The sequence below is a fragment of the Shewanella cutis genome, from assembly GCF_022410515.1.
Classification (GTDB): domain Bacteria; phylum Pseudomonadota; class Gammaproteobacteria; order Enterobacterales; family Shewanellaceae; genus Shewanella; species Shewanella cutis.
Window position 1 is genome coordinate 618,369 of record NZ_JACSDI010000001.1, and the last position, 16,704, is coordinate 635,072.

Here is a 16,704-nt window from a genome sequence, read left to right on the forward strand (position 1 = left end):
TCCTCGTTTCGCGAGCACGTTTGCCAGAACGAACAAAATCTAATCTCGAAACGTCAACACGCCCTAATCATAATGGAAATATTTTGTTGCAAAGGCTCATAAATCTACAGTCAATTAATAAAAAGATAAGCATAATGGGATACTATACCATTTAACACCATTAACTATTTTATCCAATGTAAACACTGACATGGATTGCAGCATAAACGTCAAAAAGCAGCCATAACAATAGCAAAAAGTTTAGAGGTTTTTTATGTGGTTTAATTCCAGACTCAAAGCAGAAAACGAAGCTCTGAAACAAAAGCTCCTTGAGCAACAACACAGATACGAAGTTGAAATTGAAGAGCTAAAAAATATGGCCCGTGAAAACGAAGCCATGCAACTGCAGTCCCGTCAAAATACCGATCTTTATAGTGAAGTTATTGCCTGCCAAAACCAAGGTGGCGAGATGTTAAATGCGGTGAGAGAAGGACTCGCGAGCAGCGCCGAGTTACTCACTGAAGAAAAAGAATCATTATCTGAATTAGATAAGATTTTTGATCAAACGCGGGTAGCCATTGTTAATTTAGGCAATCGAGCGACCTATATTAATGAGCAAGCCACCAGTAGCATGCAAGCGGTGACGGAGCTCAACAGTACCACCTCATCTATTAACCAATTTGTTGCCGCCATTCAAGGTATCTCAGAGCAAACCAACCTACTTGCTCTCAACGCTGCAATTGAAGCCGCTCGGGCGGGTGAAGCAGGTCGTGGCTTTGCTGTTGTTGCCGATGAAGTCAGGCAATTAGCCAGTAAAGCACATGAGGCCAGTAACCAAATCGAGAAACTGGTTAAACAGATTGTAACGCAAGCCTCTAATATTAAAGAGATTGTTAATAATAATCAAAACAGTGCCCTCGATGTCGCCTCCTCTTCCACCCAAATCGGCCAAGTGGTTGAAGATGTGTTGCAACGCTCTAATAATATGCAGCAGGTGATTCATAATGCTGCGACCGCATCATTTTTAAATACCACTAAACTCGACCACGCTGTTTGGAAGAGTAATGTGTACCAACTCATTGAAAAAAATCAGCACAATCATGGCGTAAATTCCCATACTGAGTGCCGCTTAGGCCAATGGTATTTCAAAGGCTTTGGCGCTGAAAATTATCAGCATTTAAGCAACTTTAAAGCGTTGGATGCTCCCCATAAAGCGGTGCACGATGCAGGTAAAGCAGCACTAGCGGCAAGGCAACAAGGCAATTTACCCGAAATGGTCAGACAATTACGTTTAATGGAAGACTCAAGTATGCGAGTCGTTAATTGCCTCGATAATCTACTACGAGATGTTTATCGCTAGTAACGACAACATATATCAATGAATAGAGCGACTTTTGGGCGCTCTATTATCAGTAAAATACCCACAATATTACGACCTAACCTAGCCGAGATTATTCGGCATGTTTTTTGCGGCAAAGTAAACATTTTTACCCTGTCTCAATTCATCAATATTGTTCAGCCATCATATTTTCATGCCCCAATTGACAGATAACAAAATAACCTAAAAGTCGCTTGCGAGCTTAAGACTTGTCATCTTTAATTCATTATAAGCACGCTGTAAGACTCACATATAACATTCTAATTTTTAGGGTTATTAATGAAATTTTTTACCCACTTAGTAATAGGTGTTTTTCTCAGCAGTATCCCACTCACTGCACAGGCAACGCTCAATATTTATACCGAGGAATGGGCTCCTATTAGCTTTTCTGTTGATGGAAAACCCGACGGATTAGCCGTGCAAGTCGTACAAGAGATCCAAAAGCGTATCGATAACCAAGATCCGATCAAAGTCGTGCCTTGGGCCCGAGGCTGGAAAATTATCACCGAACAACCTAATACCGTGCTCTTTACCATGACGCGAACCGCTGAGCGAGAGCGCATGTTTAGTTTGATTGGACCCGTGGCGGTTGGCACAACAAACTTTTATGCCCTAAAAAATAGCAATCTTAAGCTCAACTCTGTTGAGGATGCCAAGCAAGCTAAAGCTATCGGGGTTTACCGATCCTCGGTCGAAGAGCAATTATTACTCGAGCGTGGCTTTACCAATATCGCGCCCTCTTCAACCCCGCTGCTGAGCGCTAAGCAATTGGTGAAGCAACGCATTGATTTATGGTGTAATGCTAATCTCACAGCGCCAAGCATTTTGGCCGAAGCGGGTGCCAGCATGGATGACGTCAAATCCCTCTACACGATCAGCGCAAATCATCTCTATATTGCGTTTTCTCAGGGGACACCAAGTGAGGAAGTTGATAAATGGAAAGATGCGCTTATCAGCATCAAGGCTGATGGCACCTTTGCACAAATCTATCATCGCTGGCTGCCCAATGATACGCCGCCAATGGAAACCGAGCGTATTGGGCAATAAATCTTGAGCGTAAGATTTTGAGTACAAAAAGAAAGGCCGGATAACAACATTATCCGGCCTTTTGATTGCAGAGGCTTATGGCTTATTTAGCTAATATGCGCTGGTGCAACTCTTGTACTGAGGTCACATTAGTGCGGTCGTCTGCAGCGTGCGCCATACAAGTGGCAAATGCGGCGTTCATGGTCGTGGTGTAGTTCACTTTGTAGCGCAGTGCACCGCGGCGTAATTGACGAGAGTCTTCAATCGCTTGACGGCCTTCGGTGGTGTTCACTATGTAGGTGTACTCACCGTTCTTGATGCGGTCAAGAATGTGAGGACGGCCTTCGTGTACCTTGTTTACTAAGCGAGGGTTAATCCCTGCTTCACCAAGGATAATCGCTGTACCGTGGGTAGCATCGATTTGATAACCCAGCTCAATCAGCTTAGCTGCTAAGTCGGCAACACGTTTCTTATCGCTGTTACGCACAGATAGCAGTGCACGGCCAGACTTAGGCACTTCTGAAGTCGCACCTAACTGCGCCTTAGCATAGGCTTCGGCGAAGGTATCGCCCACGCCCATCACCTCACCCGTTGAGCGCATTTCTGGGCCTAACAGTGGGTCAACGCCAGGGAACTTGTTAAATGGCAGTACCACTTCTTTCACTGAGTAGAAAGGTGGGATGACTTCTTGAGTGAAGTTTTGTGCCTTCAAGCTTTGACCCGCCATCACACGGGCGGCAATTTTAGCTAACGGCACACCTGTGGCTTTCGATACGAATGGCACGGTACGCGCTGCACGTGGGTTTACTTCAATCATGTAGATTTCGTTATTCTTCACGGCAAACTGTACGTTCATCAGACCGACAACCCCCAGCTCCATCGCAAGCTTACGCACTTGTACGCGCATCTCGTCTTGGATAGCTTGGCTTAAGGTGTATGGAGGTAGAGAACAACCAGAGTCACCTGAGTGAACACCCGCCTGCTCGATATGCTCCATAATCGCGCCGATAACCACGGTTTCACCGTCACACACTGCGTCGATATCCACTTCGATAGCATCGTCTAAGAAGTGATCTAACAGTACTGGCGAAGCGTTAGATACGCTCACCGCTTCGTTGAAATAACGTAGTAAGTCCTGTTGGTCGTAAACGATTTCCATCGCGCGGCCGCCCAGTACATAGGATGGACGAACGACTAATGGATAACCGATACGCTCGGCGGCAATTACAGCACCTTCTACCGTGGTCACGGTATCATTTTCAGGTTGCTTCATTTCCAAGCGTTGAATCGCCTGTTGGAAACGCTCACGGTCTTCGGCGCGATCAATCGCATCTGGGCTAGTACCAATAATGGGCACACCCGCAGCCTCAAGGGCGCGAGCCAGTTTTAGCGGAGTTTGACCACCGTACTGTACGATAACGCCCTTTGGCTTCTCGATACGGACGATTTCTAACACGTCTTCTAAAGTAACAGGCTCGAAATACAGACGGTCTGACGTGTCGTAGTCGGTTGAAACGGTTTCAGGGTTACAGTTCACCATGATGGTTTCATAACCGTCTTCACGCAGTGCTAATGCCGCGTGCACACAGCAGTAATCGAATTCGATACCTTGACCGATACGGTTTGGACCACCACCTAACACCATGATTTTTTCACGGTCAGACGGGTTCGCTTCACACTCTTCCTCATAGGTTGAGTACATGTAAGCGGTGTCGGTGGCAAATTCAGCCGCGCAGGTATCCACGCGCTTGTAAACGGGGTGGATGTCGAAACGGTCACGCAGTTTACGGACTTCAGTCTCGTTTACACCAAGAACCGCAGCCAAACGCGCATCGGCAAAGCCTTTACGCTTAAGCTTACGCAGCAGTTCTTCGTTAAGACCGGCTAAACCACCTTCAGCCACTTGACCTTCAAGCTTGATTAACTCTTCAATTTGTACCAAGAACCAAGGGTCGATATTGGTTAAACGGAAGATTTCATCTAGGGTTAAACCCGCACGCATCGCATCGGCGATATACCAAATGCGGTCACAACCAGGCTCTTTCAGCTCGAGGCGAATACGGGCCATTGCTTCTGGCTTAGACATGTCAGTAATAGGGTCTAAACCGTGACGATTCACTTCTAAACCACGTAATGCCTTTTGCAGTGACTCTTGGAAAGTACGGCCAATTGCCATCACTTCACCCACTGACTTCATCTGCGTGGTTAAGCGATCGTTAGAACCGGCAAACTTTTCAAAGTTAAAGCGAGGGACTTTAGTCACAACGTAATCGATTGCAGGTTCAAACGAGGCTGGCGTGCGACCACCAGTAATGTCGTTCATCAGCTCATCGAGGGTGAAACCCACCGCTAACTTGGCCGCGATTTTCGCAATCGGGAAGCCCGTTGCTTTAGATGCCAGTGCCGATGAACGCGATACCCGTGGGTTCATCTCGATGATAACCATACGGCCATCTTTCGGGTTGATACCAAACTGTACGTTCGAACCACCGGTTTCAACACCAATCTCACGCAGTACTGCCATAGAGGCGTTACGCATCAGTTGGTATTCTTTGTCAGTCAGGGTTTGTGCGGGTGCTACGGTAATAGAGTCACCGGTGTGCACGCCCATTGGGTCGAAGTTTTCGATAGAACAGACGATGATGCAGTTGTCGTTACGGTCACGAACCACTTCCATCTCGTATTCTTTCCAACCGATTAAGCTCTCGTCGATGAGTAGCTCTTTGGTTGGCGATAAATCTAAACCTTGAGAACAGATTTCTTCGAACTCTTCCTTGTTATAGGCGATACCGCCACCTGAACCACCCATAGTGAATGATGGACGGATAATACAAGGGAAACCAACGAGGTCGAGTACACCATAGGCTTCTTCCATACTGTGGGCGATGCCCGCGCGTGGACATTCTAAGCCAATGCTCTTCATGGCTTTGTCGAAGCGGCTACGGTCTTCTGCTTTATCAATCGCATCGGCGGTTGCACCGATCATTTCAACGTTGAATTCAGCCAGTACGCCTTTGGCTTCAAGCTCAAGGGCGCAGTTCAGCGCGGTTTGACCGCCCATGGTTGGCAGAATCGCATCTGGGCGTTCTTTGGCGATAATGTTACGTACCACTTCCCATTGGATTGGCTCGATGTAAGTGGCATCGGCCATTTCAGGGTCGGTCATAATGGTGGCAGGGTTAGAGTTCACCAGAATGACGCGGTAACCTTCTTCACGCAGGGCTTTACAGGCTTGAGCGCCTGAATAGTCAAATTCACACGCCTGACCAATCACAATTGGGCCTGCACCTAGGATAAGAATACTCTTTATATCTGTACGTTTTGGCATTGCTTCTCTCTTCTCCTAGCTTGCGTATTACTTAGCGTTTTGACGATAGTGTTCAATAAGCTCGATAAAGTGATCGAATAATGGGGCCGCATCGTTCGGACCTGGGCTCGCTTCAGGGTGACCTTGGAAGCTGAACGCAGGTTTGTCCGTCAGATGGATACCTTGCAATGAACCATCGAACAGTGACTTGTGAGTCACTTTGATATTGGCTGGTAATGTGGCTTCATCGGCAGCAAAACCGTGGTTTTGGCTGGTGATCATCACGTTACCTTTTTCGATATTGCTCACAGGGTGGTTAGCACCGTGGTGGCCAAACTTCATCTTTAAAGTTTTCGCGCCTGATGCCAATGCCAGTAACTGATGGCCTAAACAGATACCGAAAATTGGCGTATCGGTTTTCAGGATTTGTTGAATCGCTTCAATCGCGTAATCACAAGGCTCTGGGTCACCAGGGCCGTTAGAGAGGAACACTCCATCTGGGTTCATCGCTAACACTTCAGCAGCCGATGTTTTTGCAGGAACAACCGTTACATCACAGCCACGGTCAACCAACATGCGCAGAATGTTTTGCTTCACGCCGTAGTCGTAGGCAACCACTTTATATTTAAGCGCTTCGGCTGGCGTATCTTCAGGCAAGCCGCCCACTAAACGCCAGCTACCCTTGCGCCATGGGTAGGCTTTGTCAGTCGTGACTTCTTTCGCTAAATCCATGCCCTTTAAACCTGGGAAGGCTTTAGCAGCTGCAAGCGCTTTGGCTTCATCTAAGTCAGCACCCGCCATGATACAACCCGCTTGGGCACCTTTTTCACGGAGGATTCGAGTTAATTTACGAGTATCGATATCTGCGATGCCAACAACATTGTTTGCTTTGAGATAATCGCTAAGGGTTTGTTGATTACGGAAACTACTTGCTATGAGCGGAAGATCGCGAATGATTAAACCACAAGCATGAACCCCATTGGATTCGACATCTTCATTATTGGTACCAGTATTACCAATGTGGGGGTAGGTTAAAGTTACTATTTGGCGTGAATAAGAGGGATCAGTTAAAATTTCTTGGTATCCCGTCATCGAAGTGTTAAAAACAACTTCACCAACTGAGAGACCATCGGCACCTATCGCTGTGCCAGTGAATACGGTTCCATCTTCGAGTACGAGTAAGGCAGACTTTGTCAACGCGACCTCCATAAAGAGCCAAGCCACTGAAATATAATGTTTTTATGTTGTGTTAAGATACCAATTTCCGCTTATTTACGAAATTTTGACAAATTCCAGCGAGTTTACAGGATAAATTCAAACTCGTCTACGCATTGGCATCTAAGTGCAAAAAAAAACGCCAAATGGCGTTTTTTATCTTAATTCAAACCTAATACCTGCTGCATATCATACAGACCCGGCTTTTGCTCCACTAACCAATGGGCGGCACGCATGGCACCATTGGCGAAGGTCATACGACTCGAGGCTTTGTGGGTGATCTCTAAACGCTCACCGATATCAGCAAACATAGCGGTATGCTCACCGACTAAGTCGCCAGCACGTACTGTAGCAAAACCAATGGTTTCACGGTCTCGCTCGCCAGTGATCCCTTCACGGCCATAGACGGCGCATTTTTCAAGATCGCGACCTAAGGTTTTAGCTATTACTTCACCCATTTTTAGCGCCGTGCCAGATGGCGCATCTTTTTTATATCGGTGGTGACCTTCGATAATTTCGATATCGGTGTAATTACCCATGACCTCAGCGGCCAGTTCGAGTAATTTCCACATCAGGTTCACACCAACTGACATATTCGGCGCCATCACTACCGGCGTTTGCTCAGCAAAGGCATTGATCTGTTCTTTTTGAGCATGATTGAAACCCGTTGTGCCGATCACCATGGCTTTCTTATGGCGCACACACCAGTCTAAATGGACAATACTGGCCTCAGGCGCAGTGAAATCAATCAACACATCAAAATCATCGGTCGCATAGTCGAGCGAGTCCATGATCATGATATTTAACTTACCCACGCCAGCAAGCTCACCCGCATCCACGCCCACTAAGCTTGAACCCGGACGCTCAATAGCAGCGCCTAAGCGAATATGCTCTTGATGATAAGCCGATTCAATAAGAGTCCGTCCCATGCGTCCGCCCGCGCCGACAATGGCAACTCTCACTTGTCCACTCATTTCAATCTCCTCAATGTTGTTCAGCTCTTCCATACAAAAACGCCTAAGACAGGCTTAGGCGTTTCATTGACATTAGACGATGTCTAATAACTCGACTTCAAACACTAAGGTTGAATACGGAGGAATAGAAGCGCCCGCGCCACGCTCACCGTAAGCTAAGTGATGTGGCACATATAATTTTAACTTCGTACCTACTGGCATCAGTTGCAGTGCTTCAGTCCAACCAGCGATAACGCCAGATACTGGGAACTCAGCAGGTTGACCACGTACAACAGAGCTGTCGAACACATCACCATTGATGAAAGAACCGTGGTAGTGAGTGCGAACAGTATCTTCGTAGGTTGGTTTTGCACCGCTACCTTGAACTAATACTTCGTATTGCAGACCAGAGTCAGTCACAATTACGCCTTCACGATTAGCGTTTTGCGCTAAAAACGCTTCGCCTTCAGCAGAAGCCTCAGCAGCAGCTTGCTCTTGAGCAGCTTGAATGCGACGGCTAATTTCAGTGAATGCCACTTGCAGTTCCTGCATAGACACAGCGCTTTCAACGCCAGCAAATGCATCGGCTAAACCTGCTTGAACGGCAGCAATATCCACACCTTCAAAAGAATTTGCAGCCAGTTGCTCACCCATTTGACGGCCTACACCATAGCTTGCTTGCTGTTCAACAGTACTGAATTTATCAGACATAATTAATGACTCTCAATGTTCAATGGAATTTTGCGCGCCAGTTTAACATAGTTCCACGCCCTATGCTGATATACTGACTGCTTATTTAACTTTGCGGCGATTTTACGTAACCCGTGCATATTTATCTAGTTATAGCGCCTAATAACAGCAAGATAAACGAAACCTTACCCTCAAAAGCTATTTAGGCGCGGCACATTGGTTTTTTATATTCGCCTTTGCGCTCTGATACAAAGGCTGCATTTGCCCCTGTAATTGCTCAAGCTGGGCAATACGATTGCTGTTTGAAGGGTGAGTCGATAACAGCTCTGGCCCTTGTCCACCACCCGCCTTCGACATATTCTGCCATAGCGCTACACTCTGCGCCGGATCAAAGCCCGCCCGCGCCATCAACTCCAGCCCCATAATATCGGCCTCACTCTCTTGGGCGCGGCCAAAGGGTAAAATCACCCCGACCTGCGCGCCCAGCCCTAAGGCCGACATATATAAGTCACGGTTAGAAACGCCCCCCGCCCCCAACGCCGCATCGGCGATTTGCATCCCCATGCCCGTCATCTGCGACCGCGACACTTGTTCATTGCCATGCTGAGCTAATACGTGGGCCACTTCATGCCCTAACACGGTCGCCAGTTGATCCGGCGTACTCGCGACTTTTAATAATCCGGTATATACCCCAATATGTCCGCCTGGCAACGCAAAGGCGTTAACTTGTTCAGAATCAAACAGCACCACATCCCATTTCTGGGTTTGATCGGGCAACACGGCCGTCACGCGATTGGCGACACAATTCACATATTGTGTGAGTTTTTTATTGCCACTGATTTTCTGCTGCTTTTTCATCTCTGCAAAAGACGCATCGCCCATTTGCTGCATCTGCGAGGATGAATAAAGCAAGGTTTGGCTACGTCCAGTGGGCGACTGTGTAGTTGCACAGGCGGTTAATCCGAGCGCAGCAGTCATCAACACTAAGCTTAATCGCTTTGATTTCATGTAAAACTCCCTGTTATCCTTTGATTGCTCGAACAGAAGATGAGCATTTGAGGGCTTGGCTAATCACAGTATTTTACTTTACCCGAAGCCAATGTCGATTCAGAAAACTATGCTCAATCACCTTCAAATATCGATCAAATAGTTGATTAAGTGGCAAATGAGATCCAGCGTAACAGCTTATCTTAGGTAATATTGACGATATCAACGCTTGCCTTTAAACGCTTTGATACTGTGCTTATTGATACTGCGACGATTTGCCTGTTTATCCCGCGGTGGGCGCTTAGGTGCAACCTTATTCTCGGCCCCCTCCTCTCTGACTCTTTCGCTCGGCTTATCGGTCACCGGAAAATCCGCCAATGATGCTAACGGTAACTCACGCGCCGTCAAATTGCGGATCGCGGTTAAGCTTGGCATTTCACCATGGCACACTAAAGAGATGGCTAGCCCTTTGGCGCCCGCCCTCGCGGTGCGGCCAATACGGTGCACATACACAGGCGCATTGGTGGGTAAATCTACGTTAATCACCACAGGTAAGGCATCAACATGAATGCCGCGGGCCATCAAATCTGTCGCCACTAATACTTGAATGCGTTCGGCTTTAAAGTCGGCCAAGGTTTGGCTACGCACGGTTTGATCTTTTTCACCGTGCAGCGCAGCAGCATTTATCCCCGCCTTAACGAGCCGTTTCGCAATCGCATCCGCATCGTCGCGGGCACTGATAAACACTAACACCTGGGGCCATTGATATTGTTTGAGTAACGCAATCAATGCCTGCGCCTTGCTGCCCTTATTGACTAAATACAGTCGCTCTTCGATGTCGCCAACCACAGCATTGCGTGTACAGGCCTCAACCCGAAGGGGATTATTGCTCAGCAATTTACCCGCCAAGGCATCCAAAGCTTCTGGCAAGGTGGCTGAAAACAATAAGGTTTGCTTACGCTTTGGCATCATTGCCATCAGCTTTTGCATATCGGGCCAAAAACCCATTTCCAGTAAGCGGTCGGCTTCGTCTAGCACAAAGTATTTTATCGAGTCGAGGCTAATATGGGGCTGTGTGCATAAATCCAATAACCGCCCAGGGGTTGCCACCACAAGCTGGGGGTTAGCGGCAAGTTCGGCTAATTGGTCTTCCTGCGCGATGCCGCCACAGAGGAGCTGAATCTTCAAAGAAGCGGATAACTCACTCGCCAGCGCGTGCAGCGCTGTCGTTACCTGCAGTGCTAACTCACGCGTTGGCACCAACACTAATCCCAGTGGCTTAGCAGCTGGCATAGATTTAGCCGTCGTTTGCGCAGCAATTTGTTGCCAGAGGATTTGCAGCAAGGGCAAACCAAAGGCAAAGGTTTTACCACTCCCTGTTTGCGATAGCGCTAGCACATCTCGCCCCGCAATAATCGCCGGAATCGCTAATTGCTGCACCCGTGTCGGATGTTTAAGCCTTGTAGGCAAGGCCTTACGTAATGCGGCATTTAACCCAAGCTCGGCAAAGGTTAACGACTCAGGAGAAGGCTCAGGGGAAGTAGAAGGCTTAGGAATGGTCATCACAACACCGATAAAAACATGGGAGCGAAAGTTTACGCAGAGTTGGCTGTTAATACCAATCTTGTTTCGGCTTTGACTAAAGCCTTGGGGTAGTTGTTTACGTTATTCGCATTTGAGCAAAGGTTTACTCTCTGATGACTGAGAATAATTTGATGTCCAAAATTTGTTTGGATTTTCAAATCAAAATCAAAGTCAAAGTCGTGGGGCTTCACCCCACACCCGACCAAGAGGGGATCAACAGCAATTCCCTCTTGGATCTCCCTTGCCGCCCCTAGCGAAGTTACATGCATTGGTTAGTAGCCTTGGTCTTATGGATAAATTGCTATCGCTTCCGATGGTACAGCTTTACATCCATGTAAAGCTCTCCAGTTCGGCAGTCCCTGCCTCTCGCTCATAAGTGCGAAAATCACCGATTTTCATTCGCCCCTTCCCCGAAAGCTAGCCGGTCATCCATGACCGGACTCACGCAATTTATTCCAACGCCCCGCGGCAACTTCGCAGGGGAAGGTGTATTCTGGGATAATTTGTGATGTGCTAAGTAAAGGAAATTACTAATCAGTCCGACTCTATGCATGCACTGCTTGGCAAGAAGGTACTGTGACTCGTTTCATAAAATACTCATGAGCCAAATCTGAAATATCGCAACCTAGGTAAGCTCTATTTAAATTTTTTGCAGCTATCAATGTCGAGCCAGAGCCAAAAAATGGATCAACCACTAAATCCCCGACGACACTGCTTTGAGAAATCAAAATTTCAAGTAGGTTCACTGGTTTTTCTGTGGGATAACCTCTATAAACCCTCTTGCATTCCAGTATATCAGGCACAGCCAAATCATTGAGCTTCCTCTTTCCTTTTTCAAAAAAAAGAATGTACTCATGACGACATCTATAGTGATACCCCATTCCTATTGTGATCTTGTCCCAAATAATTGGTTTCCAAAATTTGAAACCAACTCTCTCAGCTATCGGTTTGATCTCAAACATGGTTTCTTGATCACAAAATAAATAGAAGTGTGAGTTCTTTTTTAAAACTCTATATATCTCTTTTAACAAATCCTCAAAACGTTCATTAGGAAACACATTAAACCATTGATTACTAGATGATTTGCTAATCTTTAGCCTGGTCGTAGTTCCAATGTTACGGTGTTTTTCTAGGGATTCATAAGGGGGATCGGTGACTAATAGATCAACACTCGCATCAGCGAGTGTTGAAAGCCAACTCACGGCATCACTTTGATAAATATGCATTTAACCTCAGATAAAACTGTTGCAGGTTCGACCATTCAAATAAATCTGTGAAGGTACACCTTTATCTAACCCACGGCAATCAATGCAATAGCTCTGATCTCCATCAGGATTTCTAGCTGTTACACGAGCAGGAGTATTCCCAAATGACGAAGGATAAGGATGAAACACATGGAGACCACCATTAGCGTCAGAACAATGAGGACAGGATTTATATTTCTTACCTGTCTGAGAATCTTTTTTATGTATCATTCCACTATTTAATCTTTTTCCACAGCAGTTACAAGCCATATAAATCTCCATAAAGAATACAAAAGTAGAACTCACTAAAATATTAAAAATACATTGGGCTTATTCTGTATTAAAAAGACATTCGCTCTCTGGATGATGTATGTAATATTATTCTAATAAACATATTGCTCATAACTTGCCAAGTTATTCTAATGCAAGTATTCCTCATCAAAATTGAAATATCTTAGGCTCACCCATATTGTATTTATTTTAAGCATTACAATATATTAACCCGTATGTTTTAGTCCATATTTTTGACAATAAATAAACAATTAGTATGATATTCATCTTCTAAAAAAGGATGGGTAATGGAACATGCATAACTCTTTCGGGATTAACAGCTAACGTCGAAGCCACTGAAGTTCACCTCCCCTCGGAGTTGCCGCAGGGCATTTGCGTTCGTTGCGTGAGCGAGGCATGGATGCCGAGATAGCGTCAGTCGAATCAGGGACGAGCGTCTGACGCGATAGCATAAGGACGCTTAATGCCCAAGGGGCTTTCAACTCCGTTGGGGACGCCGAGGGATATCCAAAAGGGGAACAGGCGCTTTTCCCCTTTTGGTCGGGTGTGGGGTGAAGCCCCACGACTTTGACTTTGCTTTTAAAAACCATCGAAATCTCAAACTCGATTTGAGATATAAAAAAGCCCCGCTAGTGTTAAACACTGCGGGGCTTTATTTATCTAGTGCGCTGCTACCGTAGCAGCACATGAAACCAAGTTAGCTATTTAGGTCTTGGAAGAACTTTTTCACGCCATCGAAAAAGCCTTCAGCCTTTGGGCTGTGCTTCTTTGATTCACCGGTTAAGGTCGCTTCAAACTCGCGTAATAGCTCTTTTTGATGCTCGTTAAGGTTCACCGGTGTTTCCATCACCACTTTGCAGAGCAAGTCGCCCACGGCATGGCTGCGAACCGATTTAACCCCTTTGCCACGCAGACGGAACATACGGCCCGTTTGCGTTTCGGCGGGGATCTTCAGGCTCACTTTGCCGTCCAGTGTTGGCACTTCAATCTCGCCGCCGAGCGCCGCTTTACTGAATGAAATTGGCACTTCGCAGTAGAGGTTGTTGCCATCGCGAACAAAGATAGCATGTTCACGCACACTGACCTGAACGTATAAATCACCCGCTGGCGCACCAAACTCACCCGCTTCACCTTCGCCCGCTAAACGAATACGGTCGCCAGTGTCGACACCCGCAGGGATCTTAACTGACAGTGTCTTCGTTTTCTCGACACGGCCATCGCCATGGCACTTAGTGCAAGGATCTTTAATGATCTTGCCGCGACCATGACAGGTTGGACAAGGTTGCTGCACGGTAAAGAAACCTTGGCGCATTTGCACTTGGCCTTGACCATGACAGGTTGTACAAGTGGTCGCCGAAGTGCCTTTTTTCGCACCGCTGCCGTCACACACATCACAGCTGGCTAAGGTTGGAATACGCAGTTCTTTGGTGAGGCCTTTTACGGCTTCTTCCAGTGATAACTCTAGGTTGTAACGTAAATCTGAGCCGCGGGTCGCTTGGCGTTGACCGCCACGACGTCCACCGCCGAAAATATCGCCAAAGACATCACCGAAAATATCACCGAAATCTCCCGCGCCACCATAGCCACCGCCGCCGCGATTAGGATCCACACCCGCATGACCAAATTGGTCATAGGCCGCTTTCTTGTTGGCATCAGTTAGGATTTCGTAGGCTTCTTTGACTTCTTTGAAGCTCGCTTCGGCAGCTTTATCGCCAGGGTTGCGATCGGGGTGAAACTTCATCGCCAAACGCTTGTAGGCTTTTTTAATTTCACGCTCGCTGGCGTCACGGCCAACGCCTAATACTTCGTAATAATCTCGCTTTGACATAATCTCATGCTTCTCAGCTTAAGTTGAACGAACGGGCGTTAGGGTTTCCCCGTAACGCCCGCCTAGAAATTAACTATTTGAAATCAATTGATTTGATTGAAAACAAATGGTTATTTCTTGTCGTCTTTCACTTCTTCAAATTCAGCATCGACAACGTCATCGGCAGTCGCGTTAGACTGTTTAGCAGCACCTTCTTGTGCGCCGCCTTGAGTTTGAGCTTTAGCCTGAGCGATTTCCATCAGCTTAGCAGACGCTTCAATCAGCGCTTGAGTCGCTTTTTCAATGGCTTCTTTGTCATTGCCTTTTACGGCAGTTTCAACCGCGCTCATTGCCGCTTCAATCTTCGCTTTGTCTTCGCTTGGCAGTGCATCGCCCGCTTCTTCAACTTGTTTCTTAGTTGCGTGAACTAAGCCGTCAGCTTGGTTGCGAGATTGCACTAGCTCTTCAAACTTCTTGTCTTCTTCAGCATGAGCTTCAGCGTCACGTACCATTTGCGCCACTTCTTCTTCGCTTAAGCCAGAAGATGCTTTGATGGTGATGTTTTGTTTCTTACCGGTTTTCTTATCGGTTGCAGAAACATGCAGAATACCGTCAGCGTCGATATCGAACATCACTTCAATTTGTGGCATGCCACGTGGTGCAGGCTCAATACCATCTAAGTTAAATTGACCTAATGACTTGTTCGCGCTTGCTTGCTTACGCTCACCTTGCAGTACGTGAATAGTTACTGCACTTTGGTTGTCATCGGCTGTTGAGAACACTTGCTGTGCCTTAGTCGGAATAGTGGTGTTTTTCTCAATCAGCTTGGTCATTACGCTGCCCATGGTTTCGATACCCAGAGACAGTGGTGTTACGTCTAACAGCAGAACGTCTTTCACGTCGCCTGACAGTACGCCCGCTTGAATCGCAGCACCTACGGCTACCGCTTCGTCTGGGTTTACGTCTTTACGAGGTTCTTTACCGAAGAAGTTAGTCACTGCTTCTTGAACCTTAGGCATACGGGTTTGACCGCCCACTAAAATCACTTCGTTAATGTCTGATACTGATAAGTCAGCGTCAGCCAGAGCCACTTTTAATGGCTCTAAAGTACGAATGATTAAGTCTTCAACCAGTGACTCTAACTTAGCACGGGTGATTTTTACCACTAAGTGCTTAGGACCTGTCGCATCTGCCGTGATGTATGGCAGGTTAACTTCAGTTTGGTTAGTGCTTGAAAGCTCAATCTTCGCCTTTTCAGCCGCTTCTTTCAGACGTTGCATTGCTAATGGATCTTTACGCAGATCTAAGCCTTGCTCTTTCTTGAATTCGTCAGCTAAGTAGTTGATTAAACGGTTGTCAAAGTCTTCACCACCTAAGTGGGTGTCACCGTTAGTCGCTAATACTTCGAAGGTTTGGTCGCCGTCGTTGCTGTCGATTTCGATGATAGAGATATCGAATGTACCACCACCTAAGTCGTACACTGCAACGATGTTGTCGCCTTGCTTCTTGTCGATACCATAAGCTAGTGCTGCAGCCGTTGGTTCGTTGATAATACGTTTAACTTCAAGACCCGCGATGCGACCCGCATCTTTAGTGGCTTGACGTTGTGAATCGTTAAAGTATGCAGGAACGGTAATTACCGCTTCTGTCACTTCTTCACCTAAGAAGTCTTCTGCTGTTTTCTTCATCTTTTTCAAGATTTCAGCAGAAACCTGTGGTGGAGCCATTTTGTTGCCACGTGATTCAACCCAAGCATCACCGTTGTCAGCTTGGATAATTTTGAATGGCATGATGTTCACGTCACGTTGAACTTCGTCATCTTTGAAGCGACGACCGATCAAACGCTTGATCGCAAAGAATGTGTTATTTGGGTTTGTTACAGCTTGGCGTTTTGCAGGCTGACCCACGATGGTCTCATCGTCGGTGTAGGCGATGATAGACGGTGTAGTACGATCGCCTTCAGCATTCTCTAATACGCGAGCTTTGCCACCATCGAGGACAGCTACACAAGAGTTTGTTGTGCCTAAGTCGATACCAATAATTTTACCCATGAGGTCCTCCGAAAAATTTCTGTCAAACTAAATTAATAAGTTGGTTTAGATATGGGGCCGGACGCATTTTTTTCAAGTCCACGGTGCCTATTAACTATCATCACCGCTGGCCACTTTCTTTGCCTTAACACCTATATTGGGACAGGGAATTTAATTACAAGGGCCAATCAAAAAATTTTCTGATTTATCCTG

At 46.7% G+C, this 16,704-nt stretch carries 11 protein-coding genes; 2 read left to right on the plus strand and 9 right to left on the minus strand.

Annotated features, from left to right (window positions below; all coding sequences use genetic code 11):
* Nucleotides 1-253 precede the first annotated feature (253 nt).
* Both H9J30_RS02935 and H9J30_RS02940 read left to right on the plus strand, forming a co-directional pair.
* Nucleotides 254-1,339 (plus strand): methyl-accepting chemotaxis protein, encoded by a 1,086-nt coding sequence (locus H9J30_RS02935; protein WP_240129596.1) that lies wholly within the window; start codon nt 254-256, stop codon nt 1,337-1,339.
* A 297-nt stretch (nt 1,340-1,636) separates the two neighbouring features.
* A complete protein-coding gene (locus H9J30_RS02940) occupies nt 1,637-2,404 on the plus strand; it encodes a substrate-binding periplasmic protein (RefSeq protein ID WP_240129597.1) in 768 nt (255 codons plus the stop codon).
* 82 nt (nt 2,405-2,486) lie between these two features.
* Here the strand turns inward: H9J30_RS02940 and carB are convergent, their stop codons facing one another.
* The 9 genes from carB to dnaK all read right to left on the minus strand — a co-directional run bounded on the left by carB (nt 2,487) and on the right by dnaK (nt 16,512).
* Complete coding sequence (gene carB, locus H9J30_RS02945; protein WP_240129598.1) at nt 2,487-5,711, minus strand: carbamoyl-phosphate synthase large subunit; 3,225 nt, start codon at nt 5,709-5,711, stop codon at nt 2,487-2,489.
* Between the two features lie 27 nt (nt 5,712-5,738).
* Nucleotides 5,739-6,899 carry a glutamine-hydrolyzing carbamoyl-phosphate synthase small subunit gene (carA, locus tag H9J30_RS02950; RefSeq protein WP_240129599.1) on the minus strand — a complete coding sequence of 387 codons (1,161 nt, stop codon included), beginning with the start codon at nt 6,897-6,899 and terminating at the stop codon, nt 5,739-5,741.
* Nucleotides 6,900-7,066: 167 nt separating this feature from the next.
* Nucleotides 7,067-7,879 carry a 4-hydroxy-tetrahydrodipicolinate reductase gene (gene dapB, locus H9J30_RS02955; protein WP_240129600.1) on the minus strand — a complete coding sequence of 271 codons (813 nt, stop codon included), beginning with the start codon at nt 7,877-7,879 and terminating at the stop codon, nt 7,067-7,069.
* Nucleotides 7,880-7,951: 72 nt separating this feature from the next.
* Nucleotides 7,952-8,569, minus strand: coding sequence for a BamJ family beta-barrel-assembly machinery protein (gene bamJ / locus H9J30_RS02960; protein WP_240129601.1), 618 nt, complete (start codon nt 8,567-8,569; stop codon nt 7,952-7,954).
* A gap of 177 nt (nt 8,570-8,746) precedes the next feature.
* Nucleotides 8,747-9,556, minus strand: a complete 810-nt coding sequence (locus H9J30_RS02965; RefSeq protein WP_240129602.1) for a M48 family metallopeptidase — start codon at nt 9,554-9,556, stop codon at nt 8,747-8,749.
* A gap of 201 nt (nt 9,557-9,757) precedes the next feature.
* On the minus strand, nt 9,758-11,098 hold the full coding sequence (locus H9J30_RS02970) for a DEAD/DEAH box helicase (RefSeq protein ID WP_240129603.1): 1,341 nt from the start codon (nt 11,096-11,098) through the stop codon (nt 9,758-9,760).
* A 566-nt stretch (nt 11,099-11,664) separates the two neighbouring features.
* Nucleotides 11,665-12,345, minus strand: coding sequence for a DNA-methyltransferase (locus tag H9J30_RS02975; protein ID WP_240129604.1), 681 nt, complete (start codon nt 12,343-12,345; stop codon nt 11,665-11,667).
* Nucleotides 12,346-13,351: 1,006 nt separating this feature from the next.
* A complete protein-coding gene (gene dnaJ / locus H9J30_RS02980; protein WP_240129605.1) occupies nt 13,352-14,482 on the minus strand; it encodes a molecular chaperone DnaJ in 1,131 nt (376 codons plus the stop codon).
* A gap of 110 nt (nt 14,483-14,592) precedes the next feature.
* A complete protein-coding gene (gene dnaK, locus H9J30_RS02985) occupies nt 14,593-16,512 on the minus strand; it encodes a molecular chaperone DnaK (protein ID WP_037414974.1) in 1,920 nt (639 codons plus the stop codon).
* Between the last annotated feature and the right edge of the window lie 192 nt (nt 16,513-16,704).

Excerpts from the sequence above, each read along its gene's own strand:
- carB (WP_240129598.1), bottom strand. The coding sequence starts at position 5,711 with ATGCCAAAACGTACAGATATAAAGAGTATTCTTATCCTAGGTGCAGGC.
- H9J30_RS02970 (WP_240129603.1), bottom strand. The coding sequence starts at position 11,098 with ATGACCATTCCTAAGCCTTCTACTTCCCCTGAGCCTTCTCCTGAGTCG.
- bamJ (WP_240129601.1), bottom strand. The coding sequence starts at position 8,569 with ATGTCTGATAAATTCAGTACTGTTGAACAGCAAGCAAGCTATGGTGTA.
- H9J30_RS02975 (WP_240129604.1), bottom strand. The coding sequence starts at position 12,345 with ATGCATATTTATCAAAGTGATGCCGTGAGTTGGCTTTCAACACTCGCT.
- dnaJ (WP_240129605.1), bottom strand. The coding sequence starts at position 14,482 with ATGTCAAAGCGAGATTATTACGAAGTATTAGGCGTTGGCCGTGACGCC.
- H9J30_RS02935 (WP_240129596.1), top strand. The coding sequence starts at position 254 with ATGTGGTTTAATTCCAGACTCAAAGCAGAAAACGAAGCTCTGAAACAA.
- carA (WP_240129599.1), bottom strand. The coding sequence starts at position 6,899 with ATGGAGGTCGCGTTGACAAAGTCTGCCTTACTCGTACTCGAAGATGGA.
- dapB (WP_240129600.1), bottom strand. The coding sequence starts at position 7,879 with ATGAGTGGACAAGTGAGAGTTGCCATTGTCGGCGCGGGCGGACGCATG.
- dnaK (WP_037414974.1), bottom strand. The coding sequence starts at position 16,512 with ATGGGTAAAATTATTGGTATCGACTTAGGCACAACAAACTCTTGTGTA.
- H9J30_RS02965 (WP_240129602.1), bottom strand. The coding sequence starts at position 9,556 with ATGAAATCAAAGCGATTAAGCTTAGTGTTGATGACTGCTGCGCTCGGA.
- H9J30_RS02940 (WP_240129597.1), top strand. The coding sequence starts at position 1,637 with ATGAAATTTTTTACCCACTTAGTAATAGGTGTTTTTCTCAGCAGTATC.